Origin of the sequence: Ornithinimicrobium tianjinense, assembly GCF_014636495.1 — a bacterium.
Lineage (GTDB): Bacteria > Actinomycetota > Actinomycetes > Actinomycetales > Dermatophilaceae > Ornithinicoccus > Ornithinicoccus tianjinensis.
Genome location: NZ_BMEM01000001.1, coordinates 527,778 through 546,502, shown reverse-complemented (window position 1 = coordinate 546,502; position 18,725 = coordinate 527,778). Strand labels below are relative to the sequence as shown.

Here is an 18,725-nt window from a genome sequence, read left to right as displayed (position 1 = left end):
TATGCCGGCCCTTCACCCGCTCGGCGCCGACGCCTGGCGCTGTGAGCCCGTCAACCCGACGTCTATCGGGAGCACCGCGCAGTCAGGCCGGCATCCGCGCGACGCTTCGACCCGCGCCGACGCCGAGCTTCCGCCTGGCTAGGAGCAGCAGGACGAGCAGACCCGCATCGACAGCCAGGAAGATGACGCCCTCAGGCTCGTCGTACAGCGGGATCTTGAGGAGCGTGATCGCGATCCCGATGATCGCACCAGCCAGTCCGACGCGGATCCGGCGCTCATCACTCAGTCTGGGCCAGACACCGCACGCCACCTTGAGCAGCATGCCCAGGACCATCACCGCTACGACCGGGACGTCGATCAGCGGGCCGAGCCAGACCGCCTCCTCAGGGGCGAGGACGGTGAAGAAGAACACACCGGCGAGCTGGAAGAGGCCAAAGGCGGTGGCGAGGACGCGAGCGGAGAGGAGCAGGCGCCTGCCCCGGACCGCGGCTCCCCCTGTGAGATCCATCCGCCCAGTGTGGGACCGGCGCAGCCCACTGGTCAACGGGCCCAGGTGGACGCGGGGACGAACACGGCATACTCTAGACAAACTATGGACAGACCATAGACATCGAGAGGAGTCACCGTGAGCGGCACACAACGCCCCAGCATCCGGGACCTGCGCGGCTCGCACGTGGCGGTGGTAGGCGCGAGCGGGGCGCTCGGCTCGCGACTGGTCGAGCTGCTCCACGAGCGCGGCGCCACCGTCACCGTGGTCGGTCGTGACGAGCAGCGGCTGTGGCCCCTGGCCCGCGGCGGCGCGGTCGTCGTCGGGGACCTGTCCGACAGCAGCCTCGGCGACCGTCTGGTGTCGGTCGTGGAGGAGCACTTCGGCGGGCGCCTCGACGGGCTGGTCAACGCGGCCGGGGTCGTGGCGTTCGGGCCGGTCAGCGAGCTGCCCGACGACGTCGCCGAGCAGCTGGCCCTCACCAACCTGGTGGGACCGCTCTGCCTGCTGCGCCGCGTGGTGCCGCTCCTGCAGCGCTCCAGCGGCTTCGTCGCCCAGATCACCGGCGTGGTCGCCGAGCAGGCGTTCCCGGGGATGGCGGCGTACGGCGCGAGCAAGGCCGGGCTCGCCGCGGCCAGCTCTTCGCTGGCCCGCGAGCTGCGCCGCGACGGCGTGGACGTCATTGACCTGCGCCCGCCGCACACCGAGACGGGACTCGCCGAGCGCGCTCTCAGCGGCACGGCGCCGACGATGCCCACGGGTCTGGACCCGGACCACGTCGCCGCCCGCATGGTGCAGGCGATCGTGGACCGTGAGCGGGTCGTGGGGCCGGCGGAGTTCGCCCCCGCGCCGGTGGCGGCCGGGCAGTGATCCGGAGGAGTCGCTCACGCGGTGACAGGACGCGCGCCTCGCTGACCCGGACGGTCACGCGCGTCACCCTCGGGGCGGCCATGGTCGCTGCCGGGATCGCCCACCTGACGACTCAGCGGCAGGAGTTCCAGGCCCAGGTGCCCGGCTGGTTCCCGCTCGACGAGGACCTCACGGTCGTCTCCTCCGGCGTCGTCGAGATCGCGCTGGGAGCCGCCTACGTCGCGCTCCCCCGCCACAAGAGACTCATCGGTGGGCTGCTCGCGGCGTTCTTCGTCGTCATCTTCCCCGGCAACGTCGCCCAGTACCTCGAGGGCACGGACGCCTTCGGGCTGGACACCGACCGCAAGCGGCTGGTGCGGCTCTTCTTCCAGCCCGTGCTGGTGCTGGCCGCTCTCTACGGCGGCGGCTGGCTGCGGCGGAGTCGGTCCTAGCGCGGGGCGTTGGTCCCGCGGCTCACGAAGAGCACCCTCAGTAGAGGAACATCGGCTTGCCGCGCACGTGCCGCACCTTCGGCAGGTAGTTCGGCACGTCATACAGCTCACCGACGTCCACCCGCTTGACCCCCTCGCCCGTCACCGAGATCGGCACGCTGCTGTAGCTGCCGTTGCGCAGCGCGACCATCCGCCCGGTCGAGCCGTCCAGGGCGAGGTCGGCGGCCATGACGGCGTAGTTCGTGGCCACCATGAGGTCGAGGGAGTCGGGGCTGCCCGAGCGCATGAGGTAGCCCACCTGCTGGTAGACGATGTCCTCGCCGGTCCGCTCCTTGATGAGTGCCCCGGTGAGCTGGCCGATGCCGCCGAGCTTGCGGTGGCCGTAGGCGTCCGCCTCGCCCGAGAGCATCATGTCGCCGCCCTTGATCGTCGCCCCCTCGGAGATCGTCAGCATGGCGTAGTTGGAGGGGTTGCGCGCCTTGTCGGCCAGCAGCAGCTCGCAGACCCGGTCGAGGTCGAAGGGCACCTCGGGGATCAGGGCCCGGTCGACCCCCGCGAGGTATGCCGTGATCAGCGAGGTCTCCCCGGAGTAGCGGCCGAAGAGCTCGACGACGGCGATCCGCTCGTGCGAGCCCGTGGAGGTGCGTAGGTTGTGGATGAACTGCACGCCGCGGGTCACCGCCGTGGAGAACCCGATGCAGTAGTCGGTGCCGTTGACGTCGTTGTCCATCGTCTTGGGGATGGCGATGGTCGGCACACCCTCCTCGTGCATGCGCAGCCCGTAGGACAGCGTGTCGTCGCCACCGATCGGGATGAGCACGTCGATGCCGGCGTCCTCGATCACCCTCAGCACGTGGGGCGTGAGGTCGTGCGGGCCGTCACCGCTGACCGAGCCGGTGAGGAAGTCGGGCACGTCGGCCGTCTTCACCCGGCCGGGGTTGGTGCGGGAGCTGTGCAGGAAGGTGCCGCCGGTCCGGTCGACGGTGCGGACAGCGACGGGGTCGAGCTCCATCAGGTTGGCGGCCCGCGAGGCGGGGTCGTCCAGGTCCGTGCTCAGCAGGCCGCCCCACCCGCGGCGGATGCCGGTGACCTGGTGGCCGTGCTCGTAGACCCGGTTGACCACGGCCTTGATGCACGGGTTGAGACCCGGGACGTCGCCGCCCCCGGTGAGGATGCCGATACGCACGTCGCTCTCCGTCCTGCCGGCTGCCTGCCCCGCGGGTCCGCGTGGGTCAGTATGTGGTCCGGCTCACGGTAGTCGAGGGCGACGCGCGTGCGGCGCTGAGGAGGCGGCGGTATCCAGGATCCCGAGGAAACCCGGCAGCGCCCACGCCGACCGACCCACGAACACCCCGTCGACGTGCGGAACCTCCAGCGTGCGCGCGACGGTGTCCTCGGCGACCGAGCCACCGTAGAGGAAGCCCGAGACGCGGTCTCCGAAGCGGGAGTGCAGGAGCCCCAACACGCCGCTGATCTCCTCCGGCCGTGCGGGGCGTCCATGCTCTCCGATCGCCCAGACCGGCTCGTAGGCGACCAGGACCGTGGCGTCGTCCGGACTGTCCACCGCGCCCTGGAGGGCGGCCTCGAGCTGCGCGCTGACGAAGTCGGCGCTGCGCCCCTCCCGGAGCACCTCCTCCGGCTCCCCCACACAGACGAGCGGCGTCAGGCCGTGGCGCAGCGTGGCAGCCACCTTCATTCGCACGGTGTCGTCGGTCTCGGCGAAGTGCATGCGTCTCTCAGAGTGGCCGATCTCGACCAGGACCGCTCCCGCGTCGGCTACCTGCGGGACGGAGACCTCACCGGTCCACGCACCGTCGTCCTCCCAATGTGCGTTCTGGGCACCGACGAGGACGCCGCTCCCCTCCAGGACGCCGGCCACGAGGTGGAGAGACGTGAAGGAGGGGATGACGAAGGCCTGCACGCCCGGCCAGCCGGTCTCGCGCCGGCGTGCTGCGAGCCCCTGCGCGAAGTCCTCCGCCTCGGAGAGTGTCTTCGTCATCTTCCACGACGTCCCCACCCAGATGGTCATGAGCAGGCTGTCCCCGTACGGTCCGGTTCGAAACCCTCGTCGTAGTTGTCGATCGCCGCCACCTTGGGTGCCGAGGCGGAGGTCGGGTCGAACTCGTAGCCGAGCCACTCCCGCACCAGCCGACGCGCGAGCTCCAGCCCGATGACCCGCTGACCGAGGCACAGCACCTGGGCGTTGTTCGACAGCACCGAGCGCTCCACGGAGTAGGAGTCGTGCGCGGTGACGGCGCGCACGCCGGTCACCTTGTTGGCCGAGATCGCGACGCCCAGGCCGGTGCCGCACACCAGGAGGGCCCGGTCGACCTCGCCGGAGGCCACGAGTCGAGCCGCACGCACCGCGACATGGGGGTAGTCCACGTCGTCTCCCTCGGCGATGCCGACGTCGACGACGTCGGAGACGCGCGCGTCCCGGCGGAGGTCCTCGGCGAGCGCGTCCTTGTAGCCAACCCCGGCGCTGTCCCCGCCCACGGCGATACGAAGGTTCATGATGTCTCCTCCCTGCCCAGCCGCTCGGCGACCGCGCTCATGAGTACTGCGAACGAAATGGCGCCCGGGTCGGGCGTACCCAGGCTGCGCTCTCCCAGGACACGTGACCTGCCCCGGCGCGCGACCAGGTCGGCCGTGCTCTCCGCTGCCTCGTGGGCGTGCGTCGCCGCTGCGCGCCAGGCTTCGTCAGCACCACCACTGGCCTCGGACCGCAGCGTGCGGAGGAAGGGCACCAGCGCATCCACCATCGTCTTGTCCCCGACAGCTGCACCGCCCAGACGCAGGACCGCCTGACCACCGGCCTCCGCGGCCCGTATGACGTCCTCCTTGGTGGTCTCGTCAGACTCGTCGGAGAGCGCGCCGCCCGCCGCCGTCAGCAGGGCGCCCCAGAGCGCGCCCGAGGTCCCGCCGGCCGCATCCGCCCATGCCGCGCCCGCGCGCACCAGGGTGGTGCGGGCGCCGGCGCCTTCGGCCACGGCCGCGCGGGCGGCCTCGTGGGCCGCCTTGGACCCGAATGACATCCCCTGGCCGTGGTCCCCATCCCCGGCGACGGAGTCGAGGGTGGCGAAGTGAGACTCGTGCCCCTTCGCGCTCTCGGCCACCGCCTCGAGGTGCCCGAGCAGCGTGCGCGCGGCACGGCGGGACGCCTCGGACGAGGGCGGCACCGGCTCCTGGCCGCCCTCCTCCTCGACCAACGGGGGTCGCCTCGGAGCTGACGGGCGGACCTCGCCCCGGCGGAAGGCCGGGGTGTCGGCCGGAGCGACCCACAGGCTCTCCAGCTCGTCGTCGAGGTAGACGAGGGTCAGCGACAGCCCGGCCATGTCCAGGCTCGTGACCAGTTCGCCGACCTCAGGCTGCACCGGCGTGATGCCGGCGTCCTGGAGACGTTGCGCCACGCGGCGGTAGACGACGAAGAGCTCCTCGTACTTGACCGTGCCCAGCCCGTTGAGGATGACCGCGGCCCGCCCCGCGTAACCGGCTCCTCGCGAAGGCTCCTCGGCGAGGACGCCGTCCACGAGGAGGTCGGCCACCTCGGCCGCGCTGGCCAGCGGTTCCTCACGGACCCCGGGCTCGCCGTGGATCCCCAGGCCGACGCCCATGCGGCGCTCCCGCAGCGAGAACAGCGGGGCGTCCTGTCCCGGCAGGGTGCACCCGTCGAAGGCCACACCCAGGGTCCGCGTCGCGTCGTTGGCCTTCCAGCCCAGCCGCTCGACCTCGTCGAGGTCCGCGCCGCGGGCGATGGCGGCGCCCATGGTCTTGACGACCGGCAGGTCGCCGGCGATGCCCCGTCTGTCGCGGTGCTTGTCGGGAGTGTTCGACGCCACATCGTCCGACACGGTGACCACCCGGACGTCGACGCCCTCGGCCCGCAGCCGCTCCGCGGCCTGGCCGAAGTGGAGCACGTCTCCGGCATAGTTGCCGAACGCCAGGACGACGCCGCCGCCGTTGTCGACGGACGAGACCACGGAGTGGGCCTGGGAGGCCGACGGTGAAGCGAAGAGGTTGCCGCACACGGCGGCGTGCGCCATACCAGGACCCACCCAGCCGGCGAAGGCGGGATAGTGCCCGGACCCGCCCCCGACCACGAGAGCCACCTCGCCCTCCGGGCTCGCGGTGGCCCGAAGGACTCCTCCCCGGACGGCCTGGACGTACTCCGGATGCGCGGCGCAGAAGCCCTCGAGCGCCTCCCGCGCGAAGTCCGCCGGGTCGTTCAGCAGCCAGGTCATGCGATCACCTCTCTGATCTTCGTGGACAGGGTGCGCCGCAGGTAGGCCAGGTTCGTCGCCCCGACGCCCAGCGCGTCCCCGCCGTAGTGCTCGCAGCACAACGGGCCGGCGAAGCCGTGGTCGAGGGCGACCTGCAGGAGCGCCCGGTAGTTGAGCACGCCCAGCTCGAGGGTGGTCGGCGCGCTGGACCAGGCTCCTGTCGCGGGGTCGTGGTCGACGAGGTAGTTCTTCACGTGCCAGTAGTTGGACACCGGGAGCAGCCTGCTCAGGTCCTCGAACCAGGACCCCTCCTTAGGCCGGTGGAGCCGGACGAGGTTGGCCACGTCCGGGTTGAGCCCGACGTTGTCCAGACCGATCGCCTCGAGCAGGCGCAGCGCGCCGTCGACGGTGCCGAGCAGGGTGTCCTCGTAGATCTCGAGGGAGAGCTGCAGCCCCAGATCTGCGCAGTGCCGGCCGATCTCCCGGAAACGCGTGACGACGCGCTCGAACGTGTCCGTGTCGAGCGGGTCGCTCGCGCCAGGCTCCAGCCAGAACCAGTGCGCCGCGCGCTGGGCCTCGGTCAGCGGACGGTGGAGCCCGAGGCAGACGACCCCCGTGCCGAGCTCGGCGGCGGCGTCGACGGCCCGGTGGGAGTAGGCCAGGTTGACCTCGCCGAGGTCGGGGTCGAGGACGGAGCGGCGCGACACGGTCATCGCCACCACGCCGAGCCCGGCCTCCTGCAGGGCCCATCGCAGCTCCTCCCGTCGGGAGCGCTCCAGGTCGGCCACCGGGAGCCAGGCGTCGGTCAGCTCGACGTGGGAGAACCCGAGGGCCGCGATCTCGCGCAGGTCCCGTAGCCACTCATGCGCAGGGCGGCGGAGTCGTCATGGCCGTCCGTGAAGCTGCTCGACAGCGGCAGCGTGGACATGCCGATGGGCCAGTCAGCCGCCGACCAGGGTGAAGGAACCTCGGTCATCTGCCCTCCCAGGAGGGCTGCCCCTTGCTCGTGAAGGCCTCCACCCCTTGCTCGAAGTCCCGGCTGGAGTAGACGCGCTGGACGATGTCGTCGCCCCACGGGACGTTGGCACGGCGGAATCGGCGCAGACTTTCCTTCGCCGCCCACATCGACAGCGGCGCGTGGGCGAGCAGCGTGTCGGTCACCTCCGTGAGGCAGGCCTCCAGCGACTCGTCCTCGACGAGCTCGGCCACGTAACCGAGGGCCTTCGCCTCTTCGCCGGTCACCATGCGGGCGCGCAGGAGCATGTCCAGCGCGACCGAGGGCCCGACCTGGCTGAGCAGGATCGAGTAGGTGTTCATGGACAGGCAGTTGCCCAGCGTCCTGGCGATCGGCGCACCGAAGCGGGCCGAGGGCGTGGCGACGCGCAGGTCGCACACGCTCGCGATGGCCAGGCCGCCCCCGACGCAGTAACCCTGGATCGCCGCGACCGTCGGGACGTCGACGTCCTCGAGCCGGTTGACACAGCGGCCGATGCTCGTCTCGTAGGTGAGCCCGTCCTGCCCTCCGTCGAAGGACTGGAAGTGGGCGATGTCGGTCCCGGCGATGAAGGCCTTCTCGCTGGAGCTGCGCAGCACCATCACCCGGACCTGCGGATCTGCGTCAGCCTGCTCGCAGGCGTCGTACAGACCGTGGTACATCTCCCAGGTCATCGCGTTGCGCTGGCGGACCCGGTTGAAGGTGACCGTCAGCACCCCGTCCTGCTTCTCGACGAGGATGTCGTGGCCCTCCATCACCGCTGCTCGGACGTCGTGGGAAGGATGGCGGCGTAGTCGTCCCGCAGGCCGGTGTAGATGCGTCCGTTCTGCCGCACCTGCTCACGCTCCTCCGTGCTCAGTTCGCGACGTACCTTGGCCGGGACGCCCGCGGCCAGCCCCCCGTCCGGGATGTGGGTCCCCTCGAGGACCACGCCGCCGGCGGCCAACATCGCGCCGGCGCCGATCACGGCGTCGTTGAGCACGACCGCACCCATGCCGACGAGGGCGTCACGTCCTACCGTGCAGCCGTGCAGCACGGCCCGGTGCCCGACGGACGTGTTGGCCCCCACGGTGAGCACGTGCCCCTGGTCGGCGTGCAGGACGCACCCGTCCTGGATGTTGGCGTCCTGCTCGATGACGACGGCTCCGTCCTCGGCGCGCACGACGGTGCCGAACCAGATGCTGGCGCCGGCCTCGACGCGGACGTCCCCGACCAGGACGACCCCGGGTGCCAGCCATGCATCGGCGCTGACGGAGGGGCTCTTGCCGCGATAGGAGACCAGGTGTGCGGATGGGGTCATGGATCTCTCCTGTGAGTAGTCAGATGTCCTGGCGGGCGGGGTGGCGACGGCGGTAGCGCCCGATGACGGAGGAGATGAGGGGCAGGGAGAGCGCCAGCAGCGCCACGACGAGCAGAACGGCCGACACCGGGCGCTGGAGGAGGATGAGGAGGCTGCCGTGCCCCATCGCCGAGGTCTGCACCAGGGCCCGCTCCAGGAGGGGGCCCAGGACCAGTCCGAGGACGAACGGCGCTGCGGGGAAGTCGAACCGCTTCATGAAGTAGCCCAGCAGCCCCGCGAAGAAGACGACCCAGACGGTGAAGGTGTTGTTGCCGAGCGCGAAGGCTCCGACGAGGCTGACGAAGAGCACCAGGGGGTAGAGGTAGGCGTAGGGGACCCGCAGCACCTGGGCGAAGACCGGGGCCATCGGCAGGTTCAGCAGCAGCAGGATCAGGTTGCCGAAGAAGAACGAGACGAGGAGCCCCCAGACCAGGTCCGGCTGCTGCGCGAACAGGAGCGGACCCGGCTGAAGGCCGAACATGATGAACGCACCCAGCAGGATCGCGGTCGTCCCGCTGCCCGGGATACCGAGCGCCAGCGTAGGGATGAAGCTGGCGTTGGCGGCCGCGTTGTTGGCCGCCTCGGGCGAGGCCACCCCCTCGGGAGCGCCGTTGCCCATCTCGTGGCGGTAGCGGCTCACCTGCTTCTCCACCCCGTAGGCCATAAAGGAGGCTAAGGTCGCGCCGGCACCGGGGAGCACGCCGACGATGAAGCCGAGGCCGGTGCCCCGCAGCGTCGGCGCCACCGACCTGCGCAGCTCTGTCCGCGTGATGAGCAGGTCGCGGAACCTGGCCCGTATGGGCGTCACACCCCCCGCCCTGATCTGGTTCAGCACCTCCCCGATGGCGAAGATGCCGAGCATGACGGCCACGAACTGCAGTCCGCTGAGCAGGTTGATGCTGCCGAAGGTGAACCTGGCGGTGGAGAAGCCGGAGGCGACGCCGATCATCGAGACCGCCAGCCCGAGCGCCGCCATGGTGATGCCCCGCAGCACGTTCTCCCCGGCGAACGACACGATCGTCGCCAGACCGAGCAGGATGATGGCGAGGTTCTCCGGCGGACCGAAGTTCAGGGCCCACCGGGCGATCGGCTGCGCCAGGGCCATGAGTCCGACCAGCGACACGATCGCCGCGATGAAGGACGCGATCGCCGAGATCGACAGAGCGGCTCCCGCCCGGCCCCGTCTCGCCATCTGGTAGCCGTCCAGGGACAGCACCACACTGGAGGAGTCTCCTGGCGTGGAGATGAGGATGGCGCTGGTCGAGGCGCCGTACTGGCTGCCGTAGTAGATGCCCGCGAGCATGATCAACGCCGTGACAGGGTCAAGGCTCAGCGTGACCGGCAGCAGGATGGCGACACCAGTGGCCGAGCCCAGCCCGGGAAGCATCCCGATGACTGTCCCCAGGACCACGCCGACGAGGCAGAAGAGCAGGTTCTCGGGGGTGATGGCTGTCTGGAAGCCGAGGACGAGGTTGTCCAGCATGTGCGCGCCTTGTCAGACCAGCCCGAGCATGCCGGTGGGAAGCGGCAGGCCGAGCGCGAGTCGGAAGATGAGGAAGAAGAAGAGGAAGGCTCCGGCGCTGACGGCGGCCGACATGAGCCACCCCCTGCTCTCGATGAACCGCAGGATCACGAAGGTCATCAGGGTCATGGACAGCAGCAGCCCCAGGAGGGGGATGAGCAGAATCGCGACGAACATCACGCCGAAGACCAGCTGGACCGCTCGGCCGCGCTGCCGGTGGGTGCGGCCGAAGACGTCGAGCTCCTCCTTCTCCCCACCGCCCGACTCGGCCATAGCCCTGGCCAGCTCCTCCTTGGCGCGGGCCTCGACCTTCTCGACCCCCTCCATAAATGAGCCCTCTACCGGGGCGGTGGGCGCGAGGAACATGCGGAGGAGCTCGAGCGCGGAGGCGACGACGATGAAGCTCCCGGTCAGTACCGGCAGGAAGCCAGGACCGACCTGGCCGTTGTCCGCCTGGAAGCCGTAGCCCCAGCCCATCACCGCGACCACGAGACCGACCACCAGGACGATGGCCGTCCCGATCACGTCCGCCCGGGACGGGCCGCTGCGCTCTTCCGCGAGCGCGGGCTCGTCTGCACCCGTCACGTCACACACTCCGTCCTTGAAGGGGTTGGTCCGGCCGGCGGGCACCCCGGCTGTCCGGGGTGCCCGCCGGGGCTGTCACTGCTGCCCGACGACCTCGCGCAGAATGCGGTCGTTCTCCTCGAGCACGGCGGTGAAGTCGTCACCGAAGGCCGCCGTCGGCTGCATCATGTTGCTCTCGATGTACTCCGTGTAGGCATCGGTCTCCACGAACTCCTCGCCGACGCCGATCCAGTAGTCACGGGCCTCCTCGGAGATGTCACCCGGGGCCAGGACGCCGCGGAACTGCGCGAACGAGACGTCGATGCCCTGCTCGGCGGCCGTCTCGACGTCGGCGAGCATCTCGTATTCGTAGCGCTCCTGCGCCGCGGCGCACAGCGGACGGACATCGCCGGACTCGATCTGTCCGCTCACCTCACCCGGGTTGACCGAGATCGCCTCGACCTGTCCGCCGAGCAGGGCGGTGAGCAGCTCGGCGCCGGACTCGAAGGGCACGCGGTTGAAGCTGGCGCCGGTCTCCTCCTCCATCAGCGTGAAGACGATGTTGTCCAGGCCGGTCGCCCCGGAGATGCCGACGTCGGCGCCCTCGCTCTTGGCCTTCTCGACCAGGTCGGGGCACGTCTGGAGCTCGGAGTCCGCGTTGACGACGATCAGGGTGTAGTCCTCGCCCAGCATCATGATCGGGGTGAAGTCCTCGTAGGTGAACTCCACGTCCTGGGTCGCCGGCAGGGCGATCAGCGCGGTCTCCGTCGCCAGGAGGACGTTGCCGTTGCCGGCCTCCCCGAGGAACTCCGAGTAGCCCACGGCACCCGAGCCGCCGTCGATGTTGCGGACGGTGATCGTGGCGTCCGAGACCTCCTCGAAGCCGGCGGCCGTCGCCCGGCCGGCAATGTCGCTGCCGCCGCCCGCCGCGAAGGGGACGATCATCGTGACGTTGCCGGGCTCGAACCCGCCTCCGCCGGTCGATCCGCCGTCTCCGCCGTCTCCGGCGTCCCCGCCGTTCCCGCAGGCGGTGAGCGCGATGAGGCTCACCGTCCCGAGCGCGGCCAGAGCACCACGGGTGCGCTTGTGTGCGGTCATGTTCTATCTCCCTTGATAGGTGGTGATATGTCGTCGAAGTGGACGTGTCAGGTGGTCTGCAGCGGCACGCCGGCGCCGCCGGCCCTCAGCTGCTGGAGCCACTCCCGCGACTCCGTGGTGGCGCCGGGCAGGGTGTCGACGACCTCGAGGAGGAAGGTGCCGTCCCCGTGGTTGCGCAGCGCCGTGGACGCCACCTCAAGCTCGCCCGTCAGCACCGCGGCCAGGAGGTCGCGGTGTCGCTGCACGTTGCCCTCGAGGTCCTCGATGGTCCTCCTTGCCTGGTTGTTCATGGCCATGCACAGCTGCAGCTGCATCGCCATCCGGTGGTAGGTGTCCTCGACCCGCGAGTGACCGGCGAGGCCCACGAGCGCGATGTGGAAGTCGAACCCCGCGGCGATCATCGCGGCCTCGTCCCCGGTGTCGACGATCATCTCCATGTCCGAGAGGCGGTCGTGACACCGCTGGACCCGGTCGGGGCGCAGGTCCGGCAGAGCGAGCCGCAGAGACATAAGCTCCAGCTCCTTGCGCAGCGTGACGATCTCGTAGACGTCGTGCTGCGTCAGGGGAGTCACCCTGGCGCCCCGCCGCGGCTGGTGCTCCACGAGCCCCATCCGCGCCAGGGACTGGAGCGCCTCGCGGATGGGGGGCCGGGACACGCCGAGCTCGGCGCACAGAAACTCCTCGGTGAGGCGCTGCCCGGGGACGTAGTCCCCGATGAGGATCCCGCGCTCGATCCGCTCGGCGGCGAGCACCGCAAGACTCGGCGTCTCGGACAGCTTGCGGGTCGCGAGCGTCGTCATGCGTCACCTCCGAACGGTCCTGTACTTGGTATACAGTGTGCGAGAGAATATAGCCCAGGTCACACCGGAACGCAACGATGCGGCCGAAGAACTTTTGTTGCTGGAGGATGCCCATGACCGACACCTCGACCGCCCCGCTCGCAGGGGTCACCGTTCTGGAGATCGGCGTCTTCATGGCCGGGCCGTTCGCCACGATGCAGCTGGCCGACCTCGGGGCCCGGGTCATCAAGGTGGAGAACCCGCAGGGAGGTGACCAGACCCGCGCGACCGGCCCGCACGTCGAGGGCGAGAGCGCCCCCTTCGCGCTGCTGAACCGCAACAAGGAGTCGGTCACGATGGACCTCAAGAGCGAAGAGGGCAGGGCGGCCTTCCTCGAGCTGGCGCGCCGGGCCGACGTACTGGTGGAGAACCTGCGGCCTGGCACGCTGTCGCGGCTCGGCCTGGGCTGGGGTGACCTGCACGAGGTCAACCCGCGCCTCGTCTACGCCTCCGCCTCCGGCTGGGGGCAGGACGGACCGCTGAGCCCCCTTCCGGGGCTGGACATCATGGCCCAGGCACGCAGCGGCCTGATGAGCATCACCGGTCACCCCGGGATGCCGCCGGCGAAGGTGGGCGTACCGATCTGCGACCTGACCGCGGCGCTGTACGTCGCGCTCGCGGTGGTCGCCGCCCTGCGGGAACGCGACCGTAGCGGCGAGGGCCAGTACATCGACGTGTCCCTGATGGAGAGTGGTGTGTCCCTGGCCGTCTGGGAGGCGGGTGGCTTCTTCACAGACGGTCGTGTCGGCGGCCCGAACGGGTCGGCGCACCAGAACCAGGCTCCCTACCAGGCGGTCGTCACCCAGGACGGCTACGTCACGATCGGGGCGACGACACCCCGCAACTGGAAGGCCTTCTGCGAGACGCTCGGCCTGATGTCCCTCCTCGAGGACCCCCGGTATGCCGGCGCGTGGGAGCGGCTTGAGCACCGCGAGGAGCTCATCGCCGAGATCGAGGCCGAGACCTCGACGCGCACCACCGCCGAGATCGTGGAGCTGCTCAACGAGGCCGGGGTTCCGTGCGCCCCGATCAGCGACTACGCCCAGGTGTTCACCGACGAGCACCTCCTGGCCAGGGACTTCTTCTGGGACTCCCCGCACCCGGTCATGGGCAAGGTCCGCCAGCTCGGCTCCCCCATGCGGTTCTCCCGGACGCCGACGGTGCGCCGTTCCGCCGGGCCCGTGCTGGGTGCGGACAACGACACCGTTCTCCCCCACGCCGAGGATCCGGCCGACACCGCGAACGACACCACTGACGCCGCGAGAGGAACCACACGATGACCGACGCACTGCGCCCCCGGATCGCGATGACCATGGGCGACCCCTCCGGGATCGGCCCTGAGCTGGCCGTGCGCCTCCTGGCCGAGCCCGACACCCTGGACCAGGCCGACGTGCGGCTCCTCGCGACCCCGGCCGAGCTCGACGCGGCCTGCGAGGAGGCCGGGGTGCAGGTGCCCACCTCCCCCGAGCCGACCGCCGGCCACGTGACCCTGGTGCCGCCCCAGCTAGGGGACCGCCCGGTTGCCCGCGGCCGGGCCACCGTGGAGGGTGGCCGGCGCGCGATGACCGACCTGCTGCACTGCCTCGACCTCTACAGGTCGGACTCGGTCGACGCGATCATGTTCACCCCCCTCAACAAGAGCGCCCTGCACTGGGCGGGGATGCACGAGGAGGACGAGCTGCGGTGGTTCGCCAAGGAGCTCGGCTGGGACGGCACCACGTCCGAGCTCAACTTCGTGCCTGGCCTGACCACCTCGCGCGTCACCTCGCACGTGGCGCTCTCGGAGGTGTCTCGGCGGATCAGCGCGCGGTCGGTCCTGGACGCGACGCGCCTGCTGCACCAGGTCGTCCGGGACAACGGCGCCGAGAGTCCCCGTCTGGCCGTCTGCGCGCTCAACCCGCACGCGGGCGAGAACGGCCAGTTCGGGCGTGAGGAGATCGACCACATCGAGCCTGGCGTGGAGCTGGCCCGGGCCGAGGGCATCGACGCCTCCGGGCCCTTCCCCTGCGACACGATCTTCATCGAGGCCCGGGACGGGCGCTTCGACGGCGTCGTCACGATGTACCACGACCAGGGCCAGATCGCGATGAAGCTCCTCGGCTTCGACCAGGGCGTGACCGTTCAGGGGGGCCTGCCTGTGCCGATAGCCACCCCCGCCCACGGCACCGCATACGGCATCGTCGGCAAGGGCGTGGCGAGCCTCGGCCCCACCCGGCGTGCCTTCGAGATCGCCACCAACCTGGGTCGTCGGGCGTCCCTCGCCCGGGCGGCGCAGCCGGCCGGCGGCTGAGCCACGGCCGATGACGGGGCAGCGGCTCGGAGCGGTCGCCGACGACTTCACCGGGGCCACCGACCTGGCGGGCAACTGGGCCTCGCGGGGCCTGAGGACCTCTGTCCTGCTCGGTGTCCCGGAGGACAGTTCCGACCTCGGCGGCGGTGACGACGACGCCGTGGTGGTGGCCCTGAAGACCAGGTCGGCCCCGCCGCAGGAGGCACGCGACCTCTCCGTCCGGGCCGGGCGGTTCCTCCTGGAGCGGGGGTGCGTGCAGCTCTACGACAAGTACTGCTCCACCTTCGACTCCACGCCGCGGGGCAACATCGGCCCGGTGGCCGACGCGCTCCTGGAGCTCACCGGGGCCGACCGCGCAGTCGTCGTCCCCTCCTTCCCGGACAACGGACGCACGGTCTACCAGGGTCACCTCTTCGTCGGCGGCACCCTGCTCCACGAGAGCCCGATGAAGGACCACCCACTGACACCGATGCGGGACTCGCACGTCCCCCGGCTGCTGGCGGCGCAGACGAGGCACCACGTGGGTCTGGTCACTCTGGATCGGGTCGAGGGCGGCCCGGACGTCCTCCGCCGGGCGCTGGACGACCAGGCGCGCGCGGGCTGCCGGCTCGTGGTCGTCGACGCCGTGCGCCCCCGCGACCTCACCACGATCGCCGAGGCGACCCGGTCGGACCGGCTGGTCACCGGTGGCTCCGGCCTCGCCCTGGGTATGCCGCGTCGAGCCGGCGAGCGCCGCGCGCTGCGCAGCGTCCCGGGCCACCGCGTCATCCTCTCCGGGAGCGCCTCGACGGCGACCCGCGAGCAGGTCCGCCGGGCGGCCGGCCGGGTGACCTCCGTCCGGCTGGACGTCGAGCAGCTCCTGGCTCGTCCTTCGGCCTACCTGGCTCAGCTGGTGGACGCCCTCTCGGCCTCTTGGCGGGCCGAGCCCCGTCGCCCCGCGCTGGTCTACTCCGTGGCCTCGACCGACGACCTTCGGCGCACCCGCCACCTCGGCACCGACGCCAGCCGTCTGGTGGAGGACGCGCACGCCCAGCTCGCGGTCGCTCTCTCGGACGCCGGCGCCACGGAGTTCCTGGTGGCGGGAGGCGAGACGTCGGGGGCCGTGATGCGGGCGCTCGGGGTCCGGCGGCTGGCCGTCGGGCAGGCCCTGGCCCCCGGGGTCTCCTGGCTGGGCGGGACCACGGCAGCCGGCCGACACCACAACTTCGTGCTCAAGTCGGGCAACTTCGGAAGCCCCGATCTCTTCCTCACCGCATGGGAGGCGCTGGTGTGAGCACCGTCGTCCAGCAGATGTGCCGGGCCGGCAAGCACCTGGCGGAGCTCGGCCTGTCACCCGGCTCCTCCGGAAACATCTCCGTCCGCGAGGGCGACCGCCTCTACCTCAGCCCGACCGGCGTCGCGCTGGCAGACCTCGACGAGGGATCCGTGGCGGTCACCGCCCTGTCCCCGAACGGCCTCGATCCGCTCTCAGGACCACGACCGTCGAAGGAGGCGTCCCTCCATGCCGCGATGTACCTCCGCGACCCCTCGGTGACCTGCGTGGTCCACCTGCACTCGACGTATGCGGTGGCCGCCTCGTGCCTTCCTCCGTGGACCGCGTACAGCGCCCTGCCGCCGCTGACCCCCTACCTCGTCATGCGCCTGGGCAACCTGCCCCTCGTCCCCTACCGGGCCCCCGGTGACCCCTCTCAGGCCCAACTCATCGGCGACCTCACCCTGGACTTCCACGGAGTGCTGCTGCAGAACCACGGACCGGTCGTCACGGGTGTCGACGTGCAGCAGGCCGTCGATCGGGCGGTGGAGGTCGAGGTCGCCGCCCGCACGGCCGTGCTGATCGGCGACAGGCCACGGGCCCGTCTGCTCTCCGAGCAGGAGTGCCGCGCGCTGGCCCGGCACCACGGCCAGCCCTGGGGCCTCGCTACCGCCGAGGAGACGCCCACGTGACGGCCGCCGTGCGCTGGGTGGCCAACCTCAGCATGCTGTTCAACGAGCTGCCTCTGCTGGAGCGTCCGGCCGCGGCCAGGGCCGCGGGCTTCGAGGATGTGGAGATGTGGTGGCCCTTCGACGGCCGCGCCGTCCCCCGACCGACCGAGGTCGACCGCCTGGTCGAGGTGATCGTCGAGGCAGGAGTGCACCTGACCGCGATGAACCTCTTCGCCGGGTTCATGGCGCAGGGCGACCGGGGCGTGCTGTCCCACCCCGACCGTGCCGCCGAGTTCGGCTCGTGCCTCGACACCGCCGTCACGTTCGCGCAGCGCCTAGGGGTGAAGCTGTTCAACGCCCCGTACGGACTGTGCCTACCGGACCTGCCGGAGGACGTGCAGGCGCGGACCGCTCTGCGGTCGCTCGGCTCGGCAGCGACGAGGCTCGACGAGGTGGGCGGAACCGTCCTGATCGAGCCGCTGAGCGGCGCGCCGGACTACCCGCTGCGCTCGACGCAGGACGCCGTGGAAGTGATCGAGTCGGTGCGCCGGACGTCCGGCCTGCCCAACGTCGCTCTCCTGCTCGACCAGTACCACTTGGAGCGCAACGGCTTCGACCCCCTGCCCGACGCCCGCACGCTCGAGTACGTCCGGCACGTCCAGGTGGCCGAGTCACCCTCCCGGGGCGAACCGGGCAGCGGAGCCGGTCGCGTGGCGGCCTTCGTCGACGCGCTGCTCGCCCGCGGCTATCAGGGCGCGGTGGCGCTCGAGTACAAGCCCACGACGACCACGGCCGAGTCCTTGCAGACCTGGCGCCGGCACGTCAGCCGCTGACCAGCGCGTCGAGCACCTCCGCGTCCACACCGTCGACGTCGTCCAGCCGAAGGACCTCCCCCGGCCGGATGTTCCGGCGCGTGCGCGCCCCGTCCAGAAGGTAGAACGGGCAGGCCTCCGCCGGGGACGACTGCGTGCTCACGAAGACCGGCTCGCAGCCGGCGATCTCATGGTGGTGGCCCGCCACGCGCAGCACCGAACCGACCGGTATCGCCTGCGTGGCTCGCGCCGCCATGCTCACACCGTGCGGCTGCGGCGCGCGCACCACGCCGGACGCCGCCTGCGCCACCGACGCGGGCGTCTCGACACCCATCAGGTGGTAGGGGTGGTAGATGCAGGCGTAGCGCCCGTCCCGGCTGACCACGTGCCCCTTGTCCCGCAGCATCGCCCACGTCTGCGGGTCTCCGGTACGGACGACGACGAAGACGCCACCGGCGAAGCTGGCCTCCCCGGGGAGCCGCAGCATGACGAAGACATCGAGCACCCCGGTCGAGGTCAGCAGCCCACCGTCGGCGTGCTCGGCGTAGATGTCGGCCAGCTCCGCGGGACGTGCGAGCGGGTAGTGCATGGTCAGGCCGTCGGACCCCAGGCCCGAGTACTGCGACACGACCGCCATCTCGCAGTAGTCGGCGGCGACATGCCGAAGCAGCGTCCCGACGGACCCGGCACGCCGGGCGAGCGAGCCGCGAAGGTCGGCGTCCGGCACGAGGGTCCCGGCGAGCCCGGGGGCGTGCTCCGTCCGGCCGTTGAGCGCGGCGACACCGCTGGTGGGGTCAAAGTGCAGGTCGTACTCGCCCGCCTTACCCGCCGCCACGACGTCGAGCCCCAGGTCCTGCACCCGGTCCAGCAGCTCGAGGAGGTTGGCCGGCTGGTCGCCGCGGCCCGGCAGGTAGCCGACCCGACACCGTCGGGCGAGCTGGGCGAGGTGACGGCCGGCCGCGCTGTCGACCTCCTTGCTCACCATGACGACCCCCTTGCCGTGGAGCAGGGCGTCGCGCGCGAAGCGGAACCCGGCGGCAGGACGGCCCGTGGCCTCGACGAGCACGTCGTAGGACCGTTCGTCGAGCGCCTCCGGGACGGCGACCACCACGCGACCGGACGACACCGCGGCCTGCGCGTCGTCGGGGGTGCGGCACACCTCTACCTCGTCCGTCGGCACGCCGAGGCTGGCGAGCATCGCCTCCACCGCGTCGGTGTCGGGGTCCACGAGCACCGTCGCCCGCATGTCGCTCCGGAGGCGGAGCTGCTGCAGGAGGGTCCGACCATACCCGCCGGCGGCACCGGTCAGCGCTACTCGAATGTCTTCCACACCAGT

General features: G+C 71.1%; 20 protein-coding genes. 7 read left to right on the top strand and 13 right to left on the bottom strand.

All coding sequences use genetic code 11. From position 1 onward, the window contains the following. Positions 1-82: 82 nt before the first annotated feature. Positions 83-508, bottom strand: a complete 426-nt coding sequence (locus tag IEV65_RS02605; RefSeq protein ID WP_188428038.1) for a hypothetical protein — start codon at positions 506-508, stop codon at positions 83-85. Positions 509-625: 117 nt separating this feature from the next. On the opposite strand from IEV65_RS02605, the gene IEV65_RS02600 reads away from it, so the two are divergent. Then, a complete protein-coding gene (locus IEV65_RS02600; protein WP_188428037.1) occupies positions 626-1,357 on the top strand; it encodes an SDR family NAD(P)-dependent oxidoreductase in 732 nt (243 codons plus the stop codon). Positions 1,358-1,437: 80 nt separating this feature from the next. Continuing rightward, a complete protein-coding gene (locus IEV65_RS02595) occupies positions 1,438-1,788 on the top strand; it encodes a DoxX family protein (protein ID WP_188428036.1) in 351 nt (116 codons plus the stop codon). A gap of 37 nt (positions 1,789-1,825) precedes the next feature. Here IEV65_RS02595 and IEV65_RS02590 read toward each other — a convergent pair whose 3' ends face one another. From IEV65_RS02590 to IEV65_RS02540, 11 genes are all read right to left on the bottom strand, one after another. After that, positions 1,826-2,974: a 6-phosphofructokinase gene (locus tag IEV65_RS02590; protein WP_188428035.1), complete on the bottom strand. Its 1,149-nt coding sequence runs from the start codon at positions 2,972-2,974 to the stop codon at positions 1,826-1,828. Positions 2,975-3,037: 63 nt separating this feature from the next. Next, positions 3,038-3,817, bottom strand: coding sequence for a triose-phosphate isomerase (locus IEV65_RS02585; RefSeq protein WP_188428034.1), 780 nt, complete (start codon positions 3,815-3,817; stop codon positions 3,038-3,040). Continuing rightward, positions 3,814-4,302, bottom strand: coding sequence for a ribose-5-phosphate isomerase (locus IEV65_RS02580; protein WP_188428033.1), 489 nt, complete (start codon positions 4,300-4,302; stop codon positions 3,814-3,816). The genes IEV65_RS02585 and IEV65_RS02580 overlap by 4 nt, the downstream gene beginning before the upstream one ends. Continuing rightward, complete coding sequence (locus tag IEV65_RS02575; protein WP_188428032.1) at positions 4,299-6,029, bottom strand: dihydroxyacetone kinase family protein; 1,731 nt, start codon at positions 6,027-6,029, stop codon at positions 4,299-4,301. Before IEV65_RS02575 ends, IEV65_RS02580 begins: the two co-directional genes overlap by 4 nt. Beyond that, entirely contained in the window at positions 6,026-6,796 is a 771-nt protein-coding gene (locus IEV65_RS02570; protein WP_229734812.1) for a sugar phosphate isomerase/epimerase family protein, read from the bottom strand. Before IEV65_RS02570 ends, IEV65_RS02575 begins: the two co-directional genes overlap by 4 nt. 184 nt (positions 6,797-6,980) lie before the next feature. Beyond that, positions 6,981-7,757: an enoyl-CoA hydratase/isomerase family protein gene (locus tag IEV65_RS02565; protein WP_188428031.1), complete on the bottom strand. Its 777-nt coding sequence runs from the start codon at positions 7,755-7,757 to the stop codon at positions 6,981-6,983. Beyond that, complete coding sequence (locus IEV65_RS02560; RefSeq protein ID WP_188428030.1) at positions 7,757-8,302, bottom strand: gamma carbonic anhydrase family protein; 546 nt, start codon at positions 8,300-8,302, stop codon at positions 7,757-7,759. The genes IEV65_RS02565 and IEV65_RS02560 overlap by 1 nt, the downstream gene beginning before the upstream one ends. 19 nt (positions 8,303-8,321) lie before the next feature. Further along, entirely contained in the window at positions 8,322-9,824 is a 1,503-nt protein-coding gene (locus tag IEV65_RS02555; protein ID WP_188428029.1) for a tripartite tricarboxylate transporter permease, read from the bottom strand. Between the two features lie 12 nt (positions 9,825-9,836). Beyond that, entirely contained in the window at positions 9,837-10,448 is a 612-nt protein-coding gene (locus IEV65_RS02550; RefSeq protein WP_188428028.1) for a tripartite tricarboxylate transporter TctB family protein, read from the bottom strand. Positions 10,449-10,523: 75 nt separating this feature from the next. Beyond that, the gene (locus tag IEV65_RS02545; RefSeq protein WP_188428027.1) at positions 10,524-11,525 is read right to left on the bottom strand and encodes a tripartite tricarboxylate transporter substrate binding protein; all 1,002 of its coding nucleotides are present in this window, start codon (positions 11,523-11,525) and stop codon (positions 10,524-10,526) included. Positions 11,526-11,572: 47 nt separating this feature from the next. Continuing rightward, entirely contained in the window at positions 11,573-12,325 is a 753-nt protein-coding gene (locus tag IEV65_RS02540; protein WP_188428026.1) for a GntR family transcriptional regulator, read from the bottom strand. 113 nt (positions 12,326-12,438) lie between these two features. Between IEV65_RS02540 and IEV65_RS02535 the strand changes: the two genes are divergently transcribed. Genes IEV65_RS02535 through IEV65_RS02515 form a run of 5 tightly spaced genes read left to right on the top strand, consistent with a single transcriptional unit; the run spans position 12,439 to position 17,410 of the window. Beyond that, positions 12,439-13,644, top strand: a complete 1,206-nt coding sequence (locus tag IEV65_RS02535; protein ID WP_188428025.1) for a CaiB/BaiF CoA transferase family protein — start codon at positions 12,439-12,441, stop codon at positions 13,642-13,644. Then, entirely contained in the window at positions 13,641-14,654 is a 1,014-nt protein-coding gene (locus IEV65_RS02530) for a 4-hydroxythreonine-4-phosphate dehydrogenase PdxA (RefSeq protein WP_188428024.1), read from the top strand. Before IEV65_RS02535 ends, IEV65_RS02530 begins: the two co-directional genes overlap by 4 nt. 10 nt (positions 14,655-14,664) lie before the next feature. Next, a complete protein-coding gene (gene otnK / locus IEV65_RS02525) occupies positions 14,665-15,927 on the top strand; it encodes a 3-oxo-tetronate kinase (RefSeq protein WP_188428023.1) in 1,263 nt (420 codons plus the stop codon). Further along, entirely contained in the window at positions 15,924-16,598 is a 675-nt protein-coding gene (locus IEV65_RS02520; RefSeq protein ID WP_229734811.1) for a class II aldolase/adducin family protein, read from the top strand. Before otnK ends, IEV65_RS02520 begins: the two co-directional genes overlap by 4 nt. After that, positions 16,595-17,410, top strand: a complete 816-nt coding sequence (locus IEV65_RS02515) for a hydroxypyruvate isomerase family protein (RefSeq protein ID WP_188428021.1) — start codon at positions 16,595-16,597, stop codon at positions 17,408-17,410. The genes IEV65_RS02520 and IEV65_RS02515 overlap by 4 nt, the downstream gene beginning before the upstream one ends. Here the strand turns inward: IEV65_RS02515 and IEV65_RS02510 are convergent. Next, a complete protein-coding gene (locus IEV65_RS02510) occupies positions 17,400-18,719 on the bottom strand; it encodes a homoserine dehydrogenase (protein ID WP_229734810.1) in 1,320 nt (439 codons plus the stop codon). The two genes, IEV65_RS02515 and IEV65_RS02510, sit on opposite strands and share 11 nt — an antisense overlap. Between the last annotated feature and the right edge of the window lie 6 nt (positions 18,720-18,725).

Coding starts and splice junctions, on each gene's coding strand:
- IEV65_RS02605 (WP_188428038.1), bottom strand. CDS start 508: ATGGATCTCACAGGGGGAGCCGCGGTCCGGGGCAGGCGCCTGCTCCTC.
- IEV65_RS02595 (WP_188428036.1), top strand. CDS start 1,438: ATGGTCGCTGCCGGGATCGCCCACCTGACGACTCAGCGGCAGGAGTTC.
- IEV65_RS02585 (WP_188428034.1), bottom strand. CDS start 3,817: ATGACCATCTGGGTGGGGACGTCGTGGAAGATGACGAAGACACTCTCC.
- IEV65_RS02580 (WP_188428033.1), bottom strand. CDS start 4,302: ATGAACCTTCGTATCGCCGTGGGCGGGGACAGCGCCGGGGTTGGCTAC.
- IEV65_RS02575 (WP_188428032.1), bottom strand. CDS start 6,029: ATGACCTGGCTGCTGAACGACCCGGCGGACTTCGCGCGGGAGGCGCTC.
- IEV65_RS02565 (WP_188428031.1), bottom strand. CDS start 7,757: ATGGAGGGCCACGACATCCTCGTCGAGAAGCAGGACGGGGTGCTGACG.
- IEV65_RS02560 (WP_188428030.1), bottom strand. CDS start 8,302: ATGACCCCATCCGCACACCTGGTCTCCTATCGCGGCAAGAGCCCCTCC.
- IEV65_RS02555 (WP_188428029.1), bottom strand. CDS start 9,824: ATGCTGGACAACCTCGTCCTCGGCTTCCAGACAGCCATCACCCCCGAG.
- IEV65_RS02545 (WP_188428027.1), bottom strand. CDS start 11,525: ATGACCGCACACAAGCGCACCCGTGGTGCTCTGGCCGCGCTCGGGACG.
- IEV65_RS02540 (WP_188428026.1), bottom strand. CDS start 12,325: ATGACGACGCTCGCGACCCGCAAGCTGTCCGAGACGCCGAGTCTTGCG.
- IEV65_RS02535 (WP_188428025.1), top strand. CDS start 12,439: ATGACCGACACCTCGACCGCCCCGCTCGCAGGGGTCACCGTTCTGGAG.
- IEV65_RS02530 (WP_188428024.1), top strand. CDS start 13,641: ATGACCGACGCACTGCGCCCCCGGATCGCGATGACCATGGGCGACCCC.
- otnK (WP_188428023.1), top strand. CDS start 14,665: ATGACGGGGCAGCGGCTCGGAGCGGTCGCCGACGACTTCACCGGGGCC.